Annotated in this window: 19 protein-coding genes and 2 pseudogenes; 13 read left to right on the top strand and 8 right to left on the bottom strand. The window is 72.1% G+C overall.

Annotation, left to right across the window (positions count from 1 at the left end; translation table 11 throughout):
• Positions 1-2: 2 nt before the first annotated feature.
• From Asi03nite_RS15660 to Asi03nite_RS15630, 7 genes are all read left to right on the top strand, one after another.
• Complete coding sequence (locus tag Asi03nite_RS15660; protein ID WP_203680451.1) at positions 3-857, top strand: ABC transporter permease; 855 nt, start codon at positions 3-5, stop codon at positions 855-857.
• On the top strand, positions 854-2,386 hold the full coding sequence (gene nikE, locus Asi03nite_RS15655) for a nickel ABC transporter ATP-binding protein NikE (protein WP_203680450.1): 1,533 nt from the start codon (positions 854-856) through the stop codon (positions 2,384-2,386). Before Asi03nite_RS15660 ends, nikE begins: the two co-directional genes overlap by 4 nt.
• Entirely contained in the window at positions 2,383-3,378 is a 996-nt protein-coding gene (locus Asi03nite_RS15650; RefSeq protein ID WP_203680449.1) for an LLM class flavin-dependent oxidoreductase, read from the top strand. Before nikE ends, Asi03nite_RS15650 begins: the two co-directional genes overlap by 4 nt.
• A complete protein-coding gene (locus tag Asi03nite_RS15645; protein ID WP_203680447.1) occupies positions 3,371-4,639 on the top strand; it encodes an LLM class flavin-dependent oxidoreductase in 1,269 nt (422 codons plus the stop codon). The genes Asi03nite_RS15650 and Asi03nite_RS15645 overlap by 8 nt, the downstream gene beginning before the upstream one ends.
• Entirely contained in the window at positions 4,636-5,649 is a 1,014-nt protein-coding gene (locus Asi03nite_RS15640; RefSeq protein ID WP_203680445.1) for an LLM class flavin-dependent oxidoreductase, read from the top strand. Before Asi03nite_RS15645 ends, Asi03nite_RS15640 begins: the two co-directional genes overlap by 4 nt.
• A 3-nt stretch (positions 5,650-5,652) precedes the next feature.
• Complete coding sequence (locus Asi03nite_RS15635) at positions 5,653-6,771, top strand: LLM class flavin-dependent oxidoreductase (RefSeq protein ID WP_203680444.1); 1,119 nt, start codon at positions 5,653-5,655, stop codon at positions 6,769-6,771.
• Between the two features lie 202 nt (positions 6,772-6,973).
• Positions 6,974-7,870, top strand: coding sequence for a LysR family transcriptional regulator (locus Asi03nite_RS15630; RefSeq protein WP_203680443.1), 897 nt, complete (start codon positions 6,974-6,976; stop codon positions 7,868-7,870).
• Here Asi03nite_RS15630 and Asi03nite_RS15625 read toward each other — a convergent pair.
• The 4 genes from Asi03nite_RS15625 to Asi03nite_RS15610 are packed head-to-tail and all read right to left on the bottom strand — an operon-like array spanning position 7,845 to position 11,203.
• Positions 7,845-8,540: a GNAT family N-acetyltransferase gene (locus Asi03nite_RS15625; protein ID WP_203680442.1), complete on the bottom strand. Its 696-nt coding sequence runs from the start codon at positions 8,538-8,540 to the stop codon at positions 7,845-7,847. The genes Asi03nite_RS15630 and Asi03nite_RS15625 overlap by 26 nt on opposite strands.
• On the bottom strand, positions 8,537-9,517 hold the full coding sequence (locus Asi03nite_RS15620; RefSeq protein WP_203680441.1) for an ABC transporter substrate-binding protein: 981 nt from the start codon (positions 9,515-9,517) through the stop codon (positions 8,537-8,539). Before Asi03nite_RS15620 ends, Asi03nite_RS15625 begins: the two co-directional genes overlap by 4 nt.
• Positions 9,518-9,539: 22 nt before the next feature.
• Positions 9,540-10,295: an amino acid ABC transporter ATP-binding protein gene (locus tag Asi03nite_RS15615; protein WP_203680440.1), complete on the bottom strand. Its 756-nt coding sequence runs from the start codon at positions 10,293-10,295 to the stop codon at positions 9,540-9,542.
• Positions 10,292-11,203 carry an amino acid ABC transporter permease gene (locus tag Asi03nite_RS15610; RefSeq protein ID WP_203680438.1) on the bottom strand — a complete coding sequence of 304 codons (912 nt, stop codon included), beginning with the start codon at positions 11,201-11,203 and terminating at the stop codon, positions 10,292-10,294. The genes Asi03nite_RS15615 and Asi03nite_RS15610 overlap by 4 nt, the downstream gene beginning before the upstream one ends.
• Before the next feature lie 166 nt (positions 11,204-11,369).
• On the opposite strand from Asi03nite_RS15610, the gene Asi03nite_RS15605 reads away from it, so the two are divergent.
• The 5 genes and pseudogenes from Asi03nite_RS15605 to Asi03nite_RS15585 all read left to right on the top strand — a co-directional run.
• Positions 11,370-12,224: an ABC transporter permease gene (locus Asi03nite_RS15605; protein ID WP_203680436.1), complete on the top strand. Its 855-nt coding sequence runs from the start codon at positions 11,370-11,372 to the stop codon at positions 12,222-12,224.
• Between the two features lie 12 nt (positions 12,225-12,236).
• Positions 12,237-13,256, top strand: a complete 1,020-nt coding sequence (locus Asi03nite_RS15600) for a taurine ABC transporter substrate-binding protein (protein WP_203680434.1) — start codon at positions 12,237-12,239, stop codon at positions 13,254-13,256.
• On the top strand, positions 13,243-14,004 hold the full coding sequence (locus Asi03nite_RS15595; protein WP_203680432.1) for an ABC transporter ATP-binding protein: 762 nt from the start codon (positions 13,243-13,245) through the stop codon (positions 14,002-14,004). The genes Asi03nite_RS15600 and Asi03nite_RS15595 overlap by 14 nt, the downstream gene beginning before the upstream one ends.
• 12 nt (positions 14,005-14,016) lie before the next feature.
• On the top strand, positions 14,017-14,313 hold the full coding sequence (locus tag Asi03nite_RS15590; protein WP_203680431.1) for a hypothetical protein: 297 nt from the start codon (positions 14,017-14,019) through the stop codon (positions 14,311-14,313).
• 23 nt (positions 14,314-14,336) lie between these two features.
• Positions 14,337-15,584 (top strand): annotated as a pseudogene (locus Asi03nite_RS15585) (M14 family metallopeptidase); the annotation flags it as partial.
• Here the strand turns inward: Asi03nite_RS15585 and Asi03nite_RS15580 are convergent.
• The 3 genes from Asi03nite_RS15580 to Asi03nite_RS15570 all read right to left on the bottom strand — a co-directional run bounded on the left by Asi03nite_RS15580 (position 15,578) and on the right by Asi03nite_RS15570 (position 20,784).
• Positions 15,578-17,869, bottom strand: a complete 2,292-nt coding sequence (locus Asi03nite_RS15580) for a putative bifunctional diguanylate cyclase/phosphodiesterase (RefSeq protein WP_203680429.1) — start codon at positions 17,867-17,869, stop codon at positions 15,578-15,580. The pseudogene Asi03nite_RS15585 and the gene Asi03nite_RS15580 overlap by 7 nt on opposite strands.
• Before the next feature lie 144 nt (positions 17,870-18,013).
• Positions 18,014-19,693, bottom strand: coding sequence for a glycoside hydrolase family 13 protein (locus Asi03nite_RS15575; RefSeq protein WP_203680428.1), 1,680 nt, complete (start codon positions 19,691-19,693; stop codon positions 18,014-18,016).
• A gap of 83 nt (positions 19,694-19,776) precedes the next feature.
• Positions 19,777-20,784 (bottom strand): LacI family DNA-binding transcriptional regulator, encoded by a 1,008-nt coding sequence (locus Asi03nite_RS15570; protein WP_275409399.1) that lies wholly within the window; start codon positions 20,782-20,784, stop codon positions 19,777-19,779.
• Positions 20,785-21,323: 539 nt separating this feature from the next.
• Here Asi03nite_RS15570 and Asi03nite_RS15565 point away from each other — a divergent pair.
• Positions 21,324-21,497: a CsbD family protein gene (locus tag Asi03nite_RS15565; RefSeq protein WP_203680426.1), complete on the top strand. Its 174-nt coding sequence runs from the start codon at positions 21,324-21,326 to the stop codon at positions 21,495-21,497.
• 510 nt (positions 21,498-22,007) lie between these two features.
• Here Asi03nite_RS15565 and Asi03nite_RS37880 read toward each other — a convergent pair.
• Positions 22,008-22,760 (bottom strand): annotated as a pseudogene (locus Asi03nite_RS37880) (molybdopterin-dependent oxidoreductase); the annotation flags it as partial.
• Positions 22,761-22,802: the final 42 nt, after the last annotated feature.

Below are 22,802 nucleotides of genomic sequence, written 5' to 3'. Positions count from 1 at the left end.
CCATGACCATCGCTCTCGACCGGCCCGGCGCCGCCCGGGCGCGCAGCCTGCGGGCGCCCCGGCCGGGCCTGGCCGCGGCCGCGGTGTTCCTGGTCCTGGCGCTGCTCGCGGCCCTCTGGCCGGCGCTGTTCGCCGGCGACCCGCTGGCCGCCGACCCGCTGCACGTGCTGGAGGCCCCGTCCGGGCAGCACTGGTTCGGCACCGACCAGCTCGGCCGCGACGTGTTCGCCCGGGTGGTGCACGGCGCCCGGCACTCGTTGTCCATCGGTGTCGCCGCCACCCTGATCGCGGTCGGCGCCGGCATCCTGCTCGGCCTGCTCGCCGGCCTCAGCCACAAGATCGCCGACGAGGCGCTGAGCCGCTCGTTCGACGCGCTGTCGGCGTTCCCGCTGGTGCTGCTCGCCCTGCTGTTCATCGCGATCGCCGGGACGGGCACCACCAGCCTGATCGTGGCGATCGGGATGGCGCTGGTGCCGCACTTCGCCCGGGTGGTGCGGGCGCAGACGTTCGTGGTGCGCCGGGCCGCGTACGTCACGCACGCCGTCGCGTTCGGCGCCGCCCGGTCCCGCCTGGTGGTGCGGCACGTGCTGCCCAACGTGCTGGGCCCGGTCCCGGTGCTCGCGGTGCTCGGCCTGGGCGAGGCGATCCTGCTCGCCGCCGGTCTCAGCTTCCTCGGCATGGGCCCGCAACCACCCTCACCCGAATGGGGCGCGATGATCTCCGAAGGCCGTGGATACCTGCACGTCGCCTGGTGGGCCTCGGTGCTGCCGGGCGCCGTGGTCACCGCCACGATCGTCGCGCTCACCGTGGCCGGGCGCTTCTACCAGCGCCGCTTCGAGGGGCGGGAGCTCGCATGATCCGGGTCGAAGACCTGCGGGTCACCTTCCAGCTGCCCCGGCGGACCGTGGACGCCGTGCGCGGCGTCAGCTTCGAGATCGAACCCGGCGAGTGCGTCGCGATCGTCGGCGAGTCCGGCTCGGGTAAGAGCGTCACCGCCCGCAGCCTGGTCGGACTGGCCGGTCCGGGGGCCCGGGTCGACGCGGTCCGTTTGGAGGTCGACGGGCAGGACGCGCGGCGCTTCGCGCCGCGCGACTGGCGCCGGCTGCGTGGCGGCTTCGCCGGGCTGGTGCTGCAGGACGCCCTGGTCTCGCTCGATCCGCTGCGCACGGTGGGGGCGGAGATCTCCGAGGTCCTGCGGGTCCATGGCGAGCGTTCCCGGTCCGCTCGTACGAGACAGGCACACCGTCTCCTGGAGGAGGTGCACGTCCCCGAACCCCAGCGGCGGGCCGGGCAGTACCCGCATCAACTCTCCGGTGGCCTGCGCCAGCGCGCGCTGATCGCCTCGGCTCTGGCCGCCGCCCCGAAGCTGTTGATCGCCGACGAGCCCACCACGGCGCTGGACGCCACCGTCCAGGCGCAGATCCTCAGGCTGCTCGCCGAGCGTCGCGCGGCCGGCCAGACGCTGCTGCTGATCAGCCACGACCTGGCCGTGGTGGCGCAGCTCGCCGATCGGGTGCTGGTCATGAAGGACGGCCGGATCGTCGAGTCGGCGCCGACGAAGGCACTGCTCACGGGCGCTGTCCACACGTACACCCGGACTTTGGTCGAAGCCGCGGCCGGACGCCGGCGCGCGACCGGCCCCGCACCCGGCCCGGTGGTCGTGGAGGCGACCGCGCTGCGCAAGGTCTACGGCGACCGGGCCGTGGTGCGCGACGTCGACGTGACGGTCCGGCGCGGCGAGATCGTCGGGCTGGTCGGCGAGTCCGGGTCCGGCAAGACCACCGTGGCGCAGCTGCTGTTCGGGCTGGCCGAGCCGACGTCCGGGCAGGTCCGGTTCGAGGGGCAGCGGTTCAGCGGGGTGCCCGAGCGGGCCCGGCGGCCGCTGCGCCGGCGGCTGCAGTTCATCGCGCAGGACCCGCTGTCGGCGTTCGACCCGCGCTGGACCGTGCGGCGCATCGTCGCCGAGGCCCTGCCCCGCGGCGCGTCCCCGGCGCCGTTCCTGGAGCGCGTCGGGCTCGGCGAGGACGTCCTCGACCGGTACCCGCGGCAGCTCTCCGGCGGGCAGCGGCAGCGCGTCGCGATCGCCCGCGCCATCGCCCCGCGACCGAGCCTGATCATCTGCGACGAGCCGGTCTCCGCCCTCGACGTCTCGGTCCAGGCGCAGGTGCTCGACCTGCTCGCGGAGATCCGCGAACAGGACGGGACCGCGTTGCTGTTCATCTCGCACGACCTCGGCGTGGTCCGCGACCTGGCCGACCGGGTCCTGGTCATGCACGACGGCCGGGTGGTCGAGCAGGGCCCCGCATCGGCCGTCTTCGACCGGCCCGCACACGAGTACACCCGCGAACTGCTGGCCGCTGTGCCGACATTGGAGGTTCCCGCATGACCCTACGGATCGCGGTGGCGTTGGAGGACGCCTCCTTCGCGGCCGCCGACTGGATCGACGCGGTCCGGCAGGCCGACCGGGCGCGGCTGGACTTCGTGACCTTCGACGACCGGTTCGGGCGGCAAGGCCCGGACGCCGTGCTGGTCGCCGCCCGGGTCGCGCCGCTGACCCGGCACGTCGGGCTGATCCCGGTCGCCACCACCACCCACACCGAGCCGTTCCACCTGTCCACCTCGCTGGCCACCCTCGACCACGTCAGCCGCGGGCGGGCCGGCTGGCAGGTGCGGGTCTCCGCCGACCCGGCCGAGGCGGCCCTGCTCGGGCGCCGCGAGCCGCTCGGCGCCGACGAGCTGCTCGCCGAGGCGGCCGACGCGGTGGAGGTGGTGCGCCGGCTCTGGGACAGCTGGGAGGACGACGCGATCATCAAGGACGTCGCCACCGGCCGGTTCATCGACCGGGACAAACTGCACTACATCGACTTCGACGGTACGTACTTCTCGGTGAAGGGCCCGTCGATCGTGCCGCGGCCGCCGCAGGGCCAGCCGGTCGTCGCCGCGCTCACCCACGGGCCGCAGGCCTGGGAGCGGCTCGACGTCGACGTCTACTTCGTGACCCCGGCCGACGTGAGCAGCGCCGCCGGGTTCGTCCGGCGGATCCCGGCCGGCAAACTGGTCTTCGCCGACATCGTCGCGTTCCTCGACGCCGACCAGGAGGCCGCGATCCGCCGGCGCGGCGCCACCACCTCCGACGCGGCCGTCTTCGCCGGCACGCCCGCCGAGCTCGCCGACCTGATCGCCGGGTGGCAACCGGCCGGGATCGCCGGCATCCGGTTGCGCCCCGGCGGCCCCGGCGACCTCGCCACGATCACCGCAGACCTGGTGCCCGAACTGCGGCGGCGCGGCCTGTTCGAGCCCTCCACCGCCACCACCCTGCGTGAGCGCCTCGGCCTGCCGGCGGCGGTCAACCGTTACCAGGAGGCCGCCCGTGCCTAAGCAGATCATTCTCGCCGCGCACTTCCCCGGCGTGAACAACACCACCGTCTGGAGCGACCCGGATTCCGGCAGCCAGATCGACTTCTCGTCGTTCGAGCACCTGGCCCGCACCGCCGAGCGCGGCAGGTTCGACTTCTTCTTCCTCGCCGAGGGCCTGCGGCTGCGCGAGCAGCGCGGGCTCATCCACGACCTCGACGTGGTCGGCCGCCCGGACACGCTCACCGTGCTGGCCGCGCTGGCCGCGGTCACCGAGCACCTGGGTCTGGCCGGGACGCTGAACGCGACGTTCCACGAGCCGTACGAGCTGGCCCGGCAACTCGCGACGCTCGACCACCTGTCCGGCGGGCGGGCCGCGTGGAACGTGGTCACCTCACACGGGGCGTTCTTCGGCGAGAACTTCCGGCGCGGCGGATTCCTCGACCACGCCGACCGGTACCGGCGGGCCGGCGAGTTCATCGAGGCGGCGCGCACCCTGTGGGACACCGACGGCGGCGACTTCGCGATCAGAAGCTCGCAGTTCGACATCCACGGGCGGTTCGGGGCGCCGCGCAGCCCGCAGGGACACCCGGTGATCCTGCAGGCCGGCGACTCGGCGCAAGGGCGCGAACTCGCCGCCCGGCACGCCGACGCGATCTTCTCGCGGCACCACCGGCTGGAGGACGCGCGGCAGTTCTACCGCGACGTCAAGGACCGGCTGCCGGCGTACGGCCGCCGTCCCGATTCCTTGAAGATCATCCCTGGGGTGTCCTACGTGCTGGGGGACACCGACGCCGACGCGCAGGAGAAGGCACACCACATCCGGCGGCAGCAGGTCAGCCCGCAGACCGCGATCCTGCTGCTGGAGCAGCTGTGGAACCAGGACCTGTCGGCCTACGACCCGGACGGGCCGCTGCCCACGGCGGACCCGGTGCTCGACGAGGACGACACGATCATCAAGGGCCGGGCCGGCATGTTCCCGGACCGGATCAGGACCGCCAACGAGTGGCGGGCCCTCGCCGAGGCCAAGAAGCTGTCGATCCGGGACCTGGTGATCGAGGTGACCGGGCGGCAGAACTTCATCGGCACGGCCGCGCGTGTCGCCGAGCAGCTCGACGAGTACGTGCAGACCGACGCCTGCGACGGGTTCATCCTGGTCCCGCACCTGACGCCGGCCGGCCTGGACGACTTCGTGGACCAGGTGGTCCCGTTGCTGCAGGAGCGCGGCGTGTTCCGTACCGAGTACTCGTCCACGACCCTGCGCGGCCACCTGGGGCTGGCATGAAATTCCTGCTGCTCACCCTGATCACCCACTTCGACCGGGACAAGAGCCCGGCGCAGCGGCTGCGCGAGGTCGTCGACAGCGCGGTCCTCGGCGAGGAGCTCGGCTTCGACGGGTTCGCCGTGGGAGAGCGGCACGAGCGGCCGTTCCTGTCCTCGTCGCCGCCCGTCGTGCTCAGCCACATCGCCGCCAGGACGTCCCGGATCCGGCTCTGGACCGGCGTCACCACGCTCAGCCTGCTCGACCCGGTCCGCGCCTTCGAGGACTACAGCACGCTGGACAACCTCTGCGGCGGGCGCCTCGAACTGATCGTCGGCAAGGGCAACGGGACCGCGCAGGCGAAACTGTTCCACGTCACCGTCGAGGACCAGTGGGAACGGCAACGGGAGAGCTACGAACTGTTCCGCCGGCTGTGGCGCGAACCCACGGTGACCTGGGAAGGCAGGTTCCGGCCGTCGCTGACCGACGCGGAGACCTGGCCCCGGCCGCTGCAGCAGCCGATCACCGTCTGGCACGGCAGCGCGACCAGCCGGGCCTCGGTGGAGCTGGCCGCGCGGTACGGCGACCCGCTGTTCTCGGCGAACGTCACCAACCCGATCGAGCCGTACGCCGAACTGATCGATTTCTACCGGGAACGCTGGGCCTTCCACGGCCACGACCCGGCAGCGATCCGGATCGGCGCCGGCAGCGCCGGGTTCTACGTCGCACGCACGTCGCAGGAGGCGCTCGACGTGTACCGGCCGATCTGGCAGGCCCGGATCGACCAGTTCCGTAAGGTCGGGGTCGAGCCGGTGTTCCCGACCATCGAGGACGCCGTCGAGCGCAGCTCCGCGCTGATCGGCAGCCCGCAGCAGATCATCGACAAGGTGCACCGCTACCACGAGCGGTTCGGTCACGAGCTCACCCACCTGTCCGCTGACACCGAAGGCCTGACCGAGAAGCAGCAGCGGGCCAGCCTGGAGCTCTTCGCCGGTGAGGTCGCCCCCGTGCTACGCCAGTTGAAAGGTCGGTAAGCCATGTCCGTACCCCTGTCGGTCCTCGACCTCGCCCCACTCGTGTCCGGCGGCGACGTCGGCGACGCGCTGCGCCGCACGCTCGATCTGGCGCGCAGCGCCGAGCGGTTCGGCTACCACCGGTACTGGGTGGCCGAGCACCACTTCACCCCCGGCGTCGCCTCGGCCCAGCCGGCGCTGCTGCTCGGGCAGATCGCCGCGGTGACCTCACGGATCCGGCTCGGATCCGGCGCGGTGCAGACCGGGCACCAGACGGCGCTGTCGATCGTCGAGCAATTCGGCCTGCTCGACGCGCTCTATCCGGGCCGGTTCGACCTCGGGCTGGGCCGGTCCGGGCAGGCCAAGAAGGAGGCGCTGCGCGCGGCCGCCGCGGCGGCCGAACCCGCCGGGGATCGCGTCGTCGACGGGCTGCTGATCCCGAAACCGTTCTCCTGGGCGCCGATCTTCGCCTCCGACCGGACCGCGCTGGCCAGCAGCCTGCTCGCGCAGCCCGGCGCCGAGCCGATGGGGCTCGACGAGATCCTCGACCAGATCTTCGGGCTGCTCGCCGGGCCGTACCCGGACGGCAAGGGCAACGAGGTGACAGCGGTGCCCGGGGCTGGCGCGGACCTGTCGGTCTGGCTGCTGGGCAGTAGCGGTGGGGAGAGCGCGCGCACGGCCGGCGCACGGGGGCTGCCGTTCGCCGCGAACTACCACGTCGCGCCGGCGAAGGTGCTGGAGGCGGTGTCGGCGTACCGGGAGTCGTTCGTGCCCTCGGCGACTCTGGCCCGGCCGTACCTGATGGTGTCGGCCGACGTGGTGGTCGCGGAGGACGACGAGACGGCCCGGCGGCTGGCCGCGCCGTACGCCCACTGGGTGCGCAGCATCCGGTCCGGGCTCGGGGCGGTGCCGTTCCCCAGCGAGCAGGAGGCGGCCGCGTTCGCCTGGACCCCGCAGGACCGGGCGCTGGTGGCCGACCGGGTGGACACGCAGTTCGTCGGCTCGCCGTCGACGGTCGCGGCGAAGCTGGAGACGTTGCGGCGGGTGACCGGCGCCGACGAGCTGCTGGTCACCACGATCACCCACCGGCACGCGGACCGCGTCCACTCCTACGAACTCCTCGCCAAGGAGTGGGCCGCCTGACCGCTCGCCCGGCTGGCTTCCCGGGGGAGTCTCGGTCGCTTGACGAACCTCTGCCGTAGCGGCTCGGGGTTCGCCCGTATGGTGAGGATCGGACTGTTCGCCGCCGGCCGGGAGCATGGCCGGCGGGCCCGGAAAGCCGCCCCGCCGATTGATATGTCCCGGACCTGGTTCCGGCGCATTGATCGTGCGGCACGATGGACCGGTGGAACTCCGGCAGCTCAGCTACGTGGAGGCGGTGGCCCGGTACGGCGGGTTCACCCGCGCCGCCGAGCGGCTGCACGTCGCCCAGTCGGCGGTCTCCGCGCAGATCCGGGCGCTGGAGGCGGAGCTCGGGGTGGCGCTGTTCGCCCGCACCACACGGCGGGTGGCGCTGACCCCGGCGGGGGAGATGTTCGTGGCCCGGGCCCGGCGGGTGCTCGCCGAGCTGGACGGCGCCCGCCTGGAGATGGGCGAGATCACCGCGGTGGTCACCGGCCGGGTGACGGTCGGCGCGACGGCGGTGCTCGGGTCCTACGACCTGCCGGCGGCGCTGGCCCGGTTCCGCGACCGGTTCCCCGGCATCGCGCTGCGGCTGCGGTCCGGGTCGATCACCCGGCTGCTCGGCGCGCTCGACAACGGCGAACTGGATCTGGTGGTCGGGCCGGTGCACGCGGACCTGCCGGCCCGGTTCGAGGCGCTGCCGCTCGCCGACGAGCAGCTGGTCCTGGCGTTGCCGGTGGGCCACCCGCTGGGCGGGCAGGGCCGGCTGACCCTGGGCGAGGTCCGCGACGAGCCGTTCGTCTGCCTGCCCGAGGGAAGTGGCCTGCGGTGGATCCTGGACGACGCGGCGCGCACCGCCGGGTTCACGCCGCGGGTGCAGTTCGAGACACACAGCCCGCAGAGCATCCGCGAGTTGGTGGCCGCGGGTCTCGGCGTCGCCCTGCTGGGCCGGTCGGTGGCCGAGAAAGATCACGAGCCGGCGATCATGGTACGGAACCTGCACGCACCGCCGGCGCATCCGCCGACCGGGGTGATCCACCACCGCGACCGGCCGCTGACGCCGGCGGTGCAGGCGTGCCGCCACGTGCTGATCTCTACGGACGACGCGAGTAGGCCGTGAAGTCGACGGTCCGGCGCAGCGCGAAACCGATCTTCTCGTAGAGCCGGATCGCAGTGACGTTGGCGGCGCCGGTGTGCAGGAACGGCGTCTCACCGCGGGCCCGGATCCCGGCCGCCACCGCGCGGATCAGCCGGGTGGCCAGGCCCCGGCCGCGATGGGCGGGGTCGGTGCAGACCGCGCTGATCTCGGTCCAGCCGGGCGGGCGCAGGCGCTCCCCGGCCATCGCGACCAGCTTCCCTTCGTCCCGGATGCCCAGGTAGGTGCCCAGTTCGATGGTCCGCCGCAGGTACGGCCCGGGCTGGGTGCGGGCGATCAGCTGCAGGATCTCCGCAACGTCGTCGGCGGTCAGCACCACCAGGGCCGGATCCGGCTCGGCGCGCAGGGCCACGTCGACCAGCTGCACCCCGGGAACGCTGCGCTCGACCCGCCAGCCGGGGCCCGGCCGCTCGCCCAGCCCGGCGAGCAGAACCTGCTCGCCGGGCGGGACGAACGCGCAAAGGTCGTCCCAGGCCCGCGGATCGTCCGGGTCGCCGAGCGCGTGGAACGGCGCCACGTCGCTGTGATAGCGCGCCGCCAGCCCGTTGACCTGGGCGAACCGGGCGTGCTCGGCGTGCAGTGCCAGCCACGCCGGGTTGTCCAACACCCGGCCGGCCTCGATCGAGGTGGTCACTTTCCTTCCTTCGGCAGGCCCCGAGGGTTGATCTCGGAGGAGGCGACCGCCTCGTTGGTGAGGTTCCAGCGCTGCAGGATCTTCTGGTAGTCGCCCGTCGCGATCAGCTTGTCGACCGCCGCGCCGAGCGCCTTGACCAGGCCGTTGTCCTTCTTCGTGGTCAGCGCGATCTTGCCCTGCAGTCCGGCGCCGGCGCCCGAGTAGGTGCCCACTATCTCGAGCTTTCCATCGATGGCGACCTGGTAGGCGACGCTCGGGTTGGGGCCGAGGTAGGCGTCGATCTGGCCGGCGCCGAGCGCCAGGTAGGTGGCCTGGTTGGTCTGGTAGTACTTGATGTCGACCGGCTCGAGGCCCTGCTTCTCGGCCTGCTTGCTCCACTCGACCAGGATCTTCTCCTGGTTCGTCCCGGAGCTGACCGCGACCTTCTTGCCCGCGACGTCGGCCGGCCCGGTCACCTTCCAGCCGCTGCCCTTCTTCGTCACGAAGGCCAGGTTGTCCTGGCGGTAGGTGGCGAAGTCGTACTTCTCCTTGCGCTCCTCGGTGACGGTGATGTTGGAGATGCCGACGTTGTACTTGCCGCTGTCCAGGCCGATGAACAGGTTCTCCCAGGAGGTGTTGTCGACCGCCGGGGTGAGCCCGAGCAGGCCGGCCACGGCGTAGCCGATGTCCGGCTCGTTGCCGATCAGCGTCTTGTTGTCGGTAGCGGTGAAGGACAGGGGTGGGAAGCCGGATCCGGCCGCGCCGACGCCGATGGTCAGCTTGCCGGTCGCGCGGATGTCCGCGGGGACGAGCGCCGCGAGGGCGTCGTCCTTGGCCGGGATGATCCGATTCTGATCAGGGCCGAGGTTGAGCGCGGGGCCCGCCGCGGCGGACGGCCCGGCCGCGGCCGTGGCCGGCTTCTCCTCCGGGGCGGCGCAGGCGGTCAGGCTCAGCGCCGTGGCGGCGACAAGGGCGAAAACCAGATTTGTGGTACGCACGGAAGGGGCTCCCTGTTTCTGCTTAATTGAGGACCTTGGAGAGGAATGTCCGGGTCCGTTCGTGCCGGGGGTGGTCGAGCACCTGCGCGGGCGTACCCTGCTCGACGATCCGGCCCTCGTCCATGAAGATCACCGTGTCGGCGGCCTCCCGGGCGAAGCCGATCTCGTGCGTCACCACGATCATCGTGGTGCCAGCCGCGGCCAGGTCACGCAGCACGTCGAGCACCTCGCCGACCAGTTCCGGGTCGAGTGCCGAGGTCGGCTCGTCGAAGAGGATCAGCCGGGGTTCCAGGGCCAGGGCGCGGGCGATCGCGACGCGCTGCTGCTGACCGCCGGACAGCTGCCGGGGGTAGGCGTCCGCCTTGTCCGCGAGACCGACGCGGGCGAGCAGGGCGCGGCTGAGTTCGTACACCTCTGTCTTGTTCCTCCGGAGCGCCGAGATCGGCGCCTCGGCGACGTTCTCCAGGGCCGTGAGGTGCGGGAAGAGGTTGAAGTTCTGGAAGACGAAGCCGATCCGGGCGCGCTGTCCGAGGATCTGGCCCTCGCCGAGCTCGTACAGCTTCCCGCCGGCCTGGCGGTAGCCGATCAGTTCGCCGTCCACCCGGACCAGGCCGCGGTCCACCTTCTCCAGGTGGTTGATGCTGCGCAGCAGCGTGGACTTGCCGGAGCCGGAGGGGCCGAGGATCACCGTGACGGTGCCGGCCGCCACGGTCAGGTCGATGCCGCGCAGCACGTCGAGGGTGCCGAAGGACTTGTGCACACCGGTCAGTTCGATCATCCGCGGATCGCCGCCCGCAGGCGCTGGAACGGGGTGGGCGGCAGGGTGCGGACGGCGCCGCGGGCGAAGTGCCGCTCCACGTAGTACTGCAGGATGGAGAGCAGGGCGGTGAGGACGACGTACCAGACGGTGGCGACCATCAGCAGCGGCACCACCCGCCCGTTGCGGCCGTAGATCACCTGGACCTGGTAGAACAGTTCGCCGATCGCCAGCACGTACACGATGGACGTGCTCTTGAGGAGATTGACCAGCAGGTTCGCCGCGTTCGGCAGGATCGCCCGCATCGCCTGCGGCAGCACGATCCGGAAGAACTGCCGGCGCCGGGGCAGGCCCAGCGCGGCGGCCGCCTCGTGCTGGCCCTGGTCGACGCTGAGCAGGCCGGACCGGATGATCTCGCCGGCGAACGCGGCCTCGTGCAGCGCCAGCCCGAGCAGCGCCGCGCCGAACGAGCTGACCAGGCTGGACGTGCTGAACGACCAGCCGGGCCCGAACGGGACGCCGATCTGCAGCCTGTCGTAGAGGTAACCGAGGTTGGCCCAGAACAGCAGCTGCACGATCAGCGGCACGGACCGGAACACCCAGATGTAGGTCCAGCTCACCGACTGCAGGACCGGGTTGCGGGACAGGCGCATGGCGGCCAGCGGGACGCCGCCGAGGAAGCCGAGCAGCGCGCCGCCCACGGTCAGTTCCAGCGTCAGCAGCAGGGCCTGGAGCACCGACTTCTCCAGGAAGTAGCCGGCGAACGTGGACCAGTCCCAGCCCGGGTTGGTGGCCAGTCCGTGCCCGAACTGGGCGAGCAGGACCAGCACCAGCGCGGTGCCGGCCCAGCGCCAGGGGTGCCGGGCGGGGACCACTTTCAGTTCCCCACCGGCTGTTCCGGTGGGGCGCGGTGGAGATATGACGCTCACGTCGCTGACGCTAGGGAGCCATCCGTGTTGCCCACAAGTCCTATCGATCTAATATGTTTTACGAGAAAGTTACAGCCATCCATCCCGCGGGACGTGCATTGCCAGTAACCCCATCGTTGCGATAGGAATAGCAGGCATTCCCCCGTATCGCTGCCTGGAGCTTTCCGTGACCACCTTGCTTGCCCCTGCCGAAGCAACCGAGCCCGCGGCGAAGCCGCCGGCGGCGCTCGCGCCCGGCGGCGGCCTGCGCCGCCGCGTCGCCCTCCGGCTGCTCGCCCTGCTCGTGCTCTACGCGCTGTGGGAGATCACCGCCCGCGCCCTGGACAACCCGACGTTCATCCCGTCGCCCGGCGCCGTCTGGCACCAACTGATCATCACCTCGTCGGTGCACGACGGCGTCCGCGGGTACAGCGGCCACCTGCTCATCGAGCACCTGGCGGTCAGCCTGCGGCGGATCGTGATCGGCTCGGCCGTCGGCGTCGCCGCCGGCCTGCTCGTCGGCGTGCTGCTGGGCACGGTGAGCTGGCTGCGGGTGGTCGCCGAGCCGGTGGTCACGTTCGTCCGGGCGCTGCCCCCGCTGGCGTACTTCAGCCTGTTCATCATCTGGTTCGGCATCGACGAGACCCCGAAGCTGTGGCTGCTCTCGATCGCCGCGCTCCCGCCGGTCGCGGTGGCCACCGCCGCCGCGGTGCACGGCGCGCCGTCCGGCCTGGTCGAGGCGGCCCGCGCGCTCGGCGCCGGCCGGTGGCAGTCGATCCGCGACGTGGTGCTGCCCAGCGCCCTGCCGGAGATCTTCACCGGCATCCGGCTGGCGGTCGGCGTCGCGTACTCGTCGGTGGTCGCCGCCGAGACGATCAACGGGGTGCCCGGGATCGGCGGCATGGTCCGCGACGCCCAGCGCTACTCGCAGACCGACGTCGTGGTGCTCGGGCTCTTCGCCATCGGGCTGTCCGGCCTGCTCATCGACGCCTTGTTACGGATCGCCGAGCAGCGGCTGATCCCGTGGCGGGGCATTAGTTAAGGATCTCGTGAGATGAAGAAGGCTATTGCGCTGTTGTCGCTTCTGCTCGTCGCGGCGTGCGGCAACGGGGCCGCCAGCGGGGGCGGTGACTCCTCGCGGAAGACGATCCGGGTCGCCTACCAGGCGTTTCCCAGTGGCGACCTGATCGTCAAGAACCAGGGGCTGCTGGAGAAGGCGCTGCCCGACTACAAGATCACCTGGACCAGGTTCGACTCCGGGGCGTCGATCAACACCGCCTTCGTCGCGAAGAGCGTGGACATCGCGGCGATCGGGTCGAGCCCGGTGGCCCGGGGGCTCTCGGCGCCGCTGAACATCCCGTACCAGGTGGCTTTCGTGCTGGACGTGGCCGGTGACAACGAGGCGCTGGTGGCCCGTAACGGCTCCGGCATCAGCGGCGTCGCCGGGCTCAAGGGCAGGAAGGTGGCCACCTCGTTCGCGTCCACCTCGCACTACAGCCTGCTGGCCGCCCTGGACCAGGCCGGCGTGAAGGAGTCCGAGGTCGACATCGTCGACCTGGAGCCGCAGGACATCCAGGCCGCGTGGACCCGGGGCGACCTGGACGCCGCGTACACCTGGCTGCCGGTCCTCGACGAGATCAAGAAGAACGGCAAGGTTCTGATCAGCAGCCGCGAGCTGGCCACCGCCGGCAAGCCCACCCTGGACCTGGGCGTGGTCTCCACCGCGTTCGCCGGGGCGCACCCGGACGCCGTCGACGCGTGGCGCAAGGCCGAGGCGCAGGCCCTGGACCTGATCGCGAACGACCCGGCGGCCGCGTCCAAGGCGGTCGGCGCCGAGCTCAACCTCTCCGCCGGCGACGCGCTCGACCAGCTCGAGCAGGGTGTCTTCCTGAAGCCCGCGGACCTCTCGTCGGCCGACTGGCTGGGCACCGAGAACAACGTCGGGAAGATCGCCGACAACCTGGTCAGCGCCGCCGAGTTCCTGAAGGCCCAGCAGAAGATCGACGCGGTGCCGGCGCTCGACGACGTCAAGAAGTCGATCTACGTGAAGGGCCTGCCCGGTGTCCTCGGCTGATGACGCGGTCGTGATCGACGCGGTGACGCACTCCTACGGGGACGTCACCGCGGTCGGGCCGGTCGATCTGACCGTGCCGGCCGGCGAGTTCCTGGTCCTGGTCGGCGCGTCCGGCTGCGGCAAGAGCACGCTGTTGCGCCTGATCGCCGGCTTCGAGCAGCCCACCACCGGGACGGTCCGCACCGCCGGCGCCGCCCCGGTGCCCGGGCGCGGCGCCGGGTTGGTCTTCCAGCAGCCGCGGCTCTTCCCCTGGAAGACCGTCGGCGGGAACATCACGCTGGCCTTGCGCTACGCCGGCCTGGACGCCTCGCCCGCACGCGTCGAGGAACTGCTCGCCCGGGTCGGCCTGCACGACGTCGCCAAGCGGCGGACCTGGCAGATCTCCGGCGGCCAGCAGCAACGGGTGGCGATCGCCCGAGCCCTGGCCGTGGAGAATCCGCTGTTGCTGCTGGACGAGCCGTTCGCGGCGCTGGACGCGCTGACCCGGGAACGGCTGCAGGCCGACCTCCGCCAGGTCAGCGCCGCGTCCGGGCGGACCTGCGTGTTCGTGACGCACAGCGTGGACGAGGCGGTGTTCCTGGGCAGCCGGGTCGTGGTGCTCACGCCGCGGCCCGGTCGGGTCGCGCTGGACCTGCCGATCGGCCTGCCCCGCACCGGGGTGCCGGCCGGCGAGCTGCGCGGCTCGCCGGAGTTCGCCGCCCTGCGTGCCGAGGTGGGTCACGCCATCCGCGATCGGGCGGTGGTCTGACAGACTCGGCCGATGAGCGAGCCTTCGGTGAGCATCGATGAGCTTCTGCGGGGCAAGGCGGCCATGTCGTCGTTCATCCGGCGCTGGGGACTGCCGCTCAACCCGCAGGACGCCGACCTGATCGTGTGGGCGGTCCTGCACTACGCGCGGACCGGGGAGAACGACTTCTCGGGCATCGCGGCCGGCGTGGACGAGCACATCGACGACTACGAGGCGGACGCGGCGCGCATGCACCGGGCCATGCGGGCCGCGCCCGGCGACGGGTCCATCACGCCGGAACCCGGGCCGGGCCGGGATTACCGGGAATAGATGTCTGCTGATGTAGTGGGGGGATGAGAAGACGTCCCCTGGCGGCCCTCGCGGCCGTCGCCCTCGCCCTGATCGCCGCGGACCCGGCCGCGGCCGCCCCCGAAGAGACGCAGGCGGGCGCGTACGAGGTCTACGACGTGCGCACCGCCGCCCAGCGCAACGCGATCGCCAGTGCCGGCGCCGCCATCGACAGCGTCGAGCACGCCGTCGTGCAGATCACCGCCACCCCCGCCGAGGTACGCCGGCTGCGACGGCAGGGCTTCACCGTCGAGCCGGTGAACCGGGTGCTCGACTTCCCGCCCGCCGACGCGGCGTACCACAACTACGCCGAGATGATCGCTGACGTGAACGCGATCGTCGCCAAATACCCGGCGATCGCCGCGAAGCGGGTGCTCGGCAAGTCGTACGAGGGCCGCGACATCGTGGCCGTGAAGATCTCCGACAACGTGGCCACCGACGAGGCCGAGCCGGAGGTGCTCTACGACGCCAACCACCACGCGCGCGAGCACATCACCGTCGAGCAGGCGCTCTACCTGATGCACGAGTTCACCGACGACTACGCGAGCGACAGCCGGGTCAAAGCGGTCGTCGACAGCCGGGAGATCTGGATCATCCCGTCGGTCAACCCGGACGGCTCCGAGTACGACGTCGCCACCGGCAGTTACCGGTCGTGGCGCAAGAACCGCCAGCCGAACTCCGGGTCCACAGCTGTCGGCACCGACCTGAACCGCAACTACTCGTACAACTGGGGTTGCTGTGGTGGGTCGTCGAGCTCGAAGTCGTCGGAGACCTATCGGGGGCCGTCGGCGTTCTCCGCGCCGGAGACCAGGGTGGTCCGCGACTTCGTGGCCGGCCGGGTGGTCGGCGGCAAGCAGCAGATCAAAGCGGTGATGGACTTCCACTCCTACAGCGAGCTGGTGCTGTGGCCGTTCGGCTACACCACCTCGAAGACCGCCCCCGGGCTGACCACCGACGACAACAACGCGCTGGCCACCCTGGGCCGGCAGATGGCCGCGACCAACAACTACACCGCCGAGCAGTCCAGTGCCCTCTACATCACCGACGGCGACCTGCTGGACTGGCTGTGGGGCACGTACAAGATCTTCGCGTACACCTTCGAGATGTACCCGAAGAGCTCGTCCGGCGGCGGCTTCTACCCGCCGGGCAGCGTGATCGCCACGCAGACCGCCCGCAACCGGGAGGCCGCGCTGCGGCTGGCCGAGATCGCCGACTGCCCGTACCGGGTGATCGGCAAGGAGAGCACCTACTGCTGAAGCCGGACCTTGTCCTCCAGGGCCGCGTCGATCGCCGCCGCGGGCCCCGGTTTGGCGAAGTAGTATCCCTGCGCGTAGCGGTAGCCGAGGGCCTCGAGCCGGACAGCCTGCTCCCGGGTCTCGACGCCCTCGGCGACCGCGCGTAACCCCAGCGTCGCCGCGATCGTGCTCAGCGAGGTGGCGATCGCCTCCTGCTCGGCGGTGCCGTTCAGCTCGTCGATGAACGACTTGTCCACCTTCAGCGTGGTGACCGGGCAGGTCCGCAGCAGCGTCAGCGACGACTGGCCGGTGCCGAAGTCGTCGAGCGCCAGGCCGACGCCGAGCGCGCGCAGCTCCCGGACGGTGCTCAGCGCCGCTCCGCCGCCGAACACCGCGGTCTCGGTGATCTCCAGCGTGATCTTGTCGGGGTCCAGCCGGTACCGGGCCATCGTCGAGGCGACCTGATCCGGCAGGTCCGGGTCGAGCAGCTGCCGGGCCGACACGTTGATGTTGACCCGGGGCGCGTCCGCGCCGTACCGCCGCTGCCACCGCGCCGCGTCCGCGCAGGCCGTCTCGACCACCCAGAGACCCAGGTCGAGGATCAACCCGGTCTGCTCGGCGACCGGGATGAACTCGGCCGGCGACACCGGCGGGCCGTCCGCCGGCTGCCAGCGGATCAGGGCCTCCACCCCGGTGATCCGGCCGCCGGGCAACTCCACGATCGGCTGGTAGGCCAGCCGGAACTCGCCCATGTCCAGGCCCCGGCGCAGGGCCGCGGCCAGGTCGGCGTCGTGCTGCGCGGTGTCGTCGAGTTCGGCGGTGTGCTCCTGGAACCGGTTGGCGCCGGCCCGCTTGGCGGCCTTGAGGGCCAGCTCGGCGCGGCGCAGCAGGTCCGGGACCACCTCGTCGCGGCCGGCGGCCACCCCGACGGTGACCGTGACCAGCAGATCGTGCCCGTCCACCCGCAACGGCAGCCGGAACGCGCGGACCAGCCGCTCGCCCAGGTGCTCCGCGCCGCCCGGGACCAGGACGCCGAACTCGTCGCCGAGCAGCCGGGCGACCAGCGCGTCCGGGCCGAACGTCGCCGCGATCCGGGCGGCCGCGGCGCGCAGCAGCACGTCCCCCCGCTCGTCGCCGAGCCGATCGTTGAGCGTGCCGAAACCGTCCAGGTCGCAGACCGCGACCGCGCCCGGCGCGGTGCGCTGCTGCAGGGTGGCGGCGAACATCCGCCGGTTCGGCAACCCGGTCAGGTCGTCGTGGTTGGCCTGCTCCTCCAGGCGCTCCAGCAGCACCGTGTTGTCGGAGAGGGCGACGATCTGCCGGATCACCACCAGCATGGTCAGCAGGATCGAGCCGCCGGCCAGGCCGGGCGGGAGGAAGCCGCGGTGCGCGGTGACGAAGACCAGCATGCCGACGGTGACCACGACCGCGGCGTACGGCACCACGCTGATCCGCCGCCAGCGCCGCACCCAGTGCCGGCTCACCGTCCGGGGCGGCCGCCCGCCGTGACCCATCTGGGACCGCCCGGCCAGGGCGAACATCAGTCCCAGCGGCGGCATCACGATCGCCGTGACGCTCAGGTGCGGCCAGTCCCGGACCACCGGGTAGATCAGCCAGGCGGTCGGGGGCAGCAGCCCCATCGGGGCCAGGTACCAGAGCGCGGGACCGTGCACCGGCCCGGCGCCGGTGACCCCGACGCGGATCACCGTCACCACGGCGGTGAGCGCGGTGACCACCATGATCAGCAGCAGCCCCGCGGCCAGGCCGGGCATCGGCAGGCCCATCGGCGGCCGCCCGCCCGGCGGGCCCGGGACCGGCACCGGCATGCTCCACAGGAAGTACGAGATGACCAGCACGGCGGCCACCCCGACCACGGCGACGTCCAGGCACATCGCCAGGTTGACCCGCCAGCCGCGAGGTGGGTGCGGCAGACGCACCATGGCGTAGGCGACGCCGGCGATCGCGCCCAGATAGCACGTGGCGCTGAGCAGGTTCACCGACGTCGGGTGCCCGGCCAGCACGGTCTGCGTGGCGTGACACACGGTGCCGGCGGTGAGCAGCGCGGCGGCGGCGGCGAGCCGCCGCCAGAACAGCCGTGCGGTGCCCGGGGTCGCCGCCGCGGTGACCAGGCAGGCGTACGCCGCGGTCCCGGCCGCCGCGATCCCGCTCGGCCAGAGCAGCCAGGCCGGCGGCGTGTCCGCCAGGACGCCGGCGACGCCGAGCACGATGCTCAGCCCGGCCCAGAGGCAGGCCAGGAGCAGAATGCGCCCGGCCGTGCGGGCCGGTCGTTCCACTGGTCGCATGTCCCGCACGATCGGCGGCCCCGAGAATCAGTTGAGGGTTCGGGTGACCTTGCAAACACGGTGCGGGCGTGGCCCGTCCCTCTCGGACGCGCCACGCCCGCACTCCCCGCCCACCCGCACCGTCCGAGGGTGGCCGGGCCGGTGTCAGCTGGAGAGGGACCACCAGACCGTGGTGTCCGGCGGCAGCACGACCTCGTCCGGGCCGCCCTCGATCGGGCCGCTGGCGAGCAGCAGCTCACCGGGCCGCCCGACGGACACCGGCTGGTCGCTCATGTTGACCGTGCAGCGGAACACCGGCGCGCCGGCGACCTCCCGCTCGAACGCCAGCACTCCGGCCGGCGCGGTCACCCAGCGCAGGTTGCCGTCCGGCCGCAGCGCCGGGTGGGCGCGGCGCACGGCGAGCGCGGTGCGGTACAGCTCCAGGGTCGAGCCGGGCGTCTCGGCCTGCGCGGCCACGCTCAGCCGGGCCCAGGACGCCGGCTGCGGCAGCCAGCTCGTGCCGCCCTGCGGGCCGAAGCCGTACGGCGCGGCGTCCCCGCTCCACGGGATCGGCACCCGGCAGCCGTCCCGGTAGCCGTCCTGGCCGTCGGCGCGGTGGAACGCCGGGTCCTGGCGGGCCTCCGGCGGCAGGTCCAGAACCTCCGGCAGGCCCAGCTCCTCGCCCTGGTAGAGATACGCCGAGCCGGGCAGCGCCAGCATCAGCGCGCTGGCCGCCCGGGCCCGCCGTAGCCCGGCCGCCTCGTCGACGGCGACCGCCCGCCGGCCGGCCACCTCGCCCTCGCCGGTCTGCATCAGCCGGGTGGTGTGCCGGACCACGTCGTGGTTGGACAGCGTCCAGGTGGCCGGGGCGCCGACCGCGCTCATCGCGGCCAGCGAGTCGTCGATCATCCGGCGCTGCTCGTGCGCGTTCCACGCGGTGCCCAGGTAGCTGAAGTTGAACGCCTGGTGCAGCTCGTCCTCGCGGACGTAGTGCGAGACCCGGGCCAGGTTCGGCGCCCACGCCTCGGCGACCGCGATCCGCTCGCCCGGGTACTCGTCCAGGATCCGCCGCCAGGAACGGTAGATCTCGTGCACGCCGTCGCGGTCGAAGCACGGGCTCTCGCCGACGCCCAGCAGGTGCCACTCGGCGTCCGCGCCGACGTCCGGCAGGCCGTCCTGCTTCACCAGGCCGTGCGCCACGTCGATCCGGAAGCCGTCGACGCCCTGGTCGAGCCAGAACCGCAGGATGGTCTTGAACTCGTCGCGGACCGCCGGGTGGCCCCAGTTGAAGTCGGGCTGCTCGGCGGCGAACAGGTGCAGGTACCACTCGCCGTCGGGAACCCGGGTCCAGGCCGGACCGCCGAAGATGGACGGCCAGTCGTTCGGCGGCAGCTCGCCGTTCTCGCCCTTGCCGGGGCGGAAGTGGTAGCGCTCGCGGAACGGTGAGCCGGGCCCCTCGGCGAGCGCCCGCTGGAACCATTCGTGCTGGTCGGACGAGTGGTTGGGCACCAGGTCGACGATGACCCGCAGGCCCAGCGCGTGCGCGCCGGTGATCAGCTCGGCGGCGTCGGCGACGGTGCCGAAGATCGGGTCGACGGTGCGGTAGTCGGAGACGTCGTAGCCCGCGTCCGCCTGCGGCGACGCGTAGAACGGGGAGAGCCAGACCGCGTCCACGCCGAGATCCTTGAGGTACGGCAGCCGGCTGGTGATGCCGGGCAGGTCGCCGATCCCGTCGCCGTTGGAGTCGGCGAAGCTGCGCGGGTAGATCTGGTAGATGACCGCGTTGCGCCACCAGGATGCCGGCGGCGCCTCGACGGTGGGCGGTGCGACCAGTTGCTCAGTCATGGCAGCGAACGGTAGCAGGCAACTAACACGTGTTACATAGTCTGACGGATGGTTTCTTGCTGCAAGTTATTGCAAGGACTGCGCTACGCCGGCTTTATCGGCTTTTTTGCGGCTGAGTCGCGCACGATCAGGGACGTGCCGAGAGTCTGGTGCGGGTGCTGGTCCTCGCCGCGGATCGCCGAGATCAGGAAGTCGGCGGCCATCCGGCCCTTGGTCACGATCGGCTGCCGGACCGTGGTCAGGCGCGGGCGGAACCAGGCCGACTCGGCGAGATCGTCGAAGCCGGTCACCGACACGTCGCCGGGCACGTCGACGCCGAGCTCCTGGAGGGCGTCCACCGCGCCGTAGGCCAGCACGTCGGAGAGCGCCAGGATGGCCGTCGGCGCGCCCGGCAGGAGAGCCTTCGTGGCGTGGTACCCGTCCGAGCGGGTCGCCGGAACCTCGGCCAGCCGCACGTCGTCCAGGGTCATGCCGACCTCGGCCAGCGCGTCCCCGATGCCGGCCAGGCGGCGGCCGAGCGGGCCGCGGTAGCCACGCACGGCGGCGTCCGGGCCGGGGTCGATGGAGAGCACCGCGAGCCGGCGGTGGCCGAGCTCCAGCAGGTAACGGGCCACCTCGCGGGCGCCGCCGCGGTCGTCCACCTCGACGTGCGGGGCGCCCTCGTGCCGGTCCGAGTCGATCAGCACGAACGGGATCCCGCGCCGGTCCAGTTCGGCCACCTCGCCGCGGTCGATCTCCAGCCCGCAGACGATGAACCCGTCGACCGCGGCGTACGGGATCGCCTTGAGCACCGAGTCCTGCAGCGGCGGGGTGAGCAGCAGGGTGTAGCCCTCCTGGTCGCACACCTGCCCGACGCCCATCAGGAAGCGGGAGTAGTACGGATTCTCCAGGATCTGCGCCAGCCGCTGCGGCAGCAGCACGCCTATCGAGTTGGTCGTGCCGGCCTGCAGCATCCGGCCCAGCGTGCTGGGTCGGTAGCCGAGCTCCTCGGCCACGGCCAGGATCCGCTCGCGGGTGGCCGCGGAGATCCGTTGCGGGTTGTTGAACGCGAACGACACCGCCGATCGGGAGACCCCGGCCGCCGCCGCCACATCGGTGGAGGTGGGTTTGCCGCTTTTGGGGGCGCTTTTCGGGGCGCTCGTGAAAGTTCTTTCTGTTCTTGCGGTGCCCTTCACCCGGGGCTTGGCCGCGGACGCCGCGGCGCCTCCGGGCGCACCCTCCGACCCGCTGACGGCCTTCCTTGACGGCATCCACGCTCCCCGGGTCGCCGCCCACCATAACGCAGCAACTCGCCCACGCCCGACACGCCCGGCAACGCGGTCCGGGGAGCGCCGCGCGTTCCAGCCGTCGGCTCGCGCTCAGGGTGTCTCGAGGTCGGCGAGGGACCTCTGAGCGCCAGCCGGGAGGACGTGTCGCGTTCAGGGCGGGCGTCGCGCCCGACTCCGGTTCGGCGCGCGACACGCGACGCGGGGGCGGGGAGACACGGGGAGGCGAGACCGGGCGACGGGGCGCACGAGATGCGAAATGTGAATGCGACCGGGGACAGCGTCACCCGGAAAGGCGAGGTATGAGAACGGCGCCGGTGGGTAATGCAACGGGTGAAGCAGACTTGAACCCCCGGAGGTGCGCTGTGGCTTTCGACGACAAGGTCGACAACAAGGCCGAGGAACTCGGCGGCAAGGTCAAGGAAGGCGTCGGCAAGGCCACCGACGACGAGCGTCTGGAGGCCGAGGGCAAGGCGGACCAGACCAGCTCGAACCTGAAGCAGGCCGGCGAGAAGATCAAGGACGCCTTCACGTCCTGAATGGGGTGCGGGATCGGGCCGGGGCGATTCGCCCCGGCCCGATTTCATGCGGCGGTGACCGGTACCCGGACCACCGCGTCGAACAGATATCCGAGCGTGTTGTAACGCGCCACGTCCGGCTGGGAATTGCCGTGCACGTCGGTGGCCCGGGCCAGCAGTGAATGGGCGCCGGCGGCCGGCCGCCAATCGAGTTCCCAGCGCTGCCACGCCCCCTCGTAAGAGGGGCCGGCGAACCGGGCGCGCCGCCACGAGACGCCGCCGTCGGTGCTCACCTCGACCTCGCGGATCGGCCCCCCCCGCCGACCACGAGCGGCCGGTCAGGCGAACCCGGCGGCCGGCCGTGAACGTGGTTCCCGGGTCCAGCTCGAAGGCGCTCTTGATCACCTGCCGGTCGAAGGGGCGGCCCTCGGCCGGGAACCCCGGCCCGAACAGCCGGTAGAACTGGGTGTTCCAGGGCGAGAACAGCGGTTCCGCGGAGACGTCGATCGTCCCGACCCACTTGATCGACGAGATGCCGATCCAGCGCGGCACGATCAGCCGGACCGGGAAGCCGTGGTCCGGGGGCAGCGGCTCGCCGTTCATCTCGTAGGCCAGCAGCACGTCGTCCAGAGCCTTGGCCAGCGGCATCGGGCGCCGTACCGGCCCCAGGTCGACGCCGCCGGTGACGTAGTTCGGGTCGAGCCCCGCGGCCTGTACGTCCAGCGCGTCGCGGCGCAGGCCGACCCGGCGCAGGACGGTGGACAGCGGCACCCCGCGCCAGCGGGCCACGCCCACGGCGCCCAGGCCCCACGCCGTGCCGGAAACGGTCTGTCCCTGCTGTGTGCCGAAGTAGCCGCGGCCGTTGCCGGCGCACTCGACGGTGACCGTGTGGGTCCGTGCCGGCAGCCGGCGCAGGTCGGCGAGGGTCAGGTGGGCGGCCTCGCCGCGCAGGCCGCTGCCGGAGATCTCCAGGTGCCAGGTCGATCCGTCGAGGCGCGGCGTGCTGGTGTGATTGCGGACGAAGAACCGGTCCACCGGTACGAGGTACCCCTGGTCCTTGAGCGCCGACCACTTCGTCTCCGCGTTCGTGCCGAGCACCGTGAACAGTTCGGGCGGCAGCGGTTTGACGATGGGCGAGTCCGCCGCCCGGGCCGGGGACGGGACCAGGCCGGCCGTGCCGACCGCCGCGGCGAGGGCGAAGAGGTTCCGCCGGGAGAATCCGCGGGCCCGCCCTGCCGCCCAGTCGCGCAGGCGGGCCTCGTCGTATGCAGCCTCATCGATCATGCTGGAGCATCCTATCGACTCGATGGGAGATCTGGGTAGGCT

This window comes from Actinoplanes siamensis (genome assembly GCF_016862395.1).
Lineage (GTDB): Bacteria > Actinomycetota > Actinomycetes > Mycobacteriales > Micromonosporaceae > Actinoplanes > Actinoplanes siamensis.
Note: the sequence above shows the minus strand (reverse complement) of the source record. Positions and strands in the feature narration are given on the sequence as shown.

What these genes read in the sequence shown, in the direction of transcription:
- nikE (WP_203680450.1), top strand. Translation starts at nt 854, where the DNA reads ATGATCCGGGTCGAAGACCTGCGGGTCACCTTCCAGCTGCCCCGGCGG.
- Asi03nite_RS15660 (WP_203680451.1), top strand. Translation starts at nt 3, where the DNA reads ATGACCATCGCTCTCGACCGGCCCGGCGCCGCCCGGGCGCGCAGCCTG.
- Asi03nite_RS15650 (WP_203680449.1), top strand. Translation starts at nt 2,383, where the DNA reads ATGACCCTACGGATCGCGGTGGCGTTGGAGGACGCCTCCTTCGCGGCC.
- Asi03nite_RS15580 (WP_203680429.1), bottom strand. Translation starts at nt 17,869, where the DNA reads ATGCGACCAGTGGAACGACCGGCCCGCACGGCCGGGCGCATTCTGCTC.
- Asi03nite_RS15615 (WP_203680440.1), bottom strand. Translation starts at nt 10,295, where the DNA reads ATGATCGAACTGACCGGTGTGCACAAGTCCTTCGGCACCCTCGACGTG.
- Asi03nite_RS15600 (WP_203680434.1), top strand. Translation starts at nt 12,237, where the DNA reads ATGAAGAAGGCTATTGCGCTGTTGTCGCTTCTGCTCGTCGCGGCGTGC.
- Asi03nite_RS15635 (WP_203680444.1), top strand. Translation starts at nt 5,653, where the DNA reads ATGTCCGTACCCCTGTCGGTCCTCGACCTCGCCCCACTCGTGTCCGGC.
- Asi03nite_RS15640 (WP_203680445.1), top strand. Translation starts at nt 4,636, where the DNA reads ATGAAATTCCTGCTGCTCACCCTGATCACCCACTTCGACCGGGACAAG.
- Asi03nite_RS15575 (WP_203680428.1), bottom strand. Translation starts at nt 19,693, where the DNA reads ATGACTGAGCAACTGGTCGCACCGCCCACCGTCGAGGCGCCGCCGGCA.
- Asi03nite_RS15590 (WP_203680431.1), top strand. Translation starts at nt 14,017, where the DNA reads ATGAGCGAGCCTTCGGTGAGCATCGATGAGCTTCTGCGGGGCAAGGCG.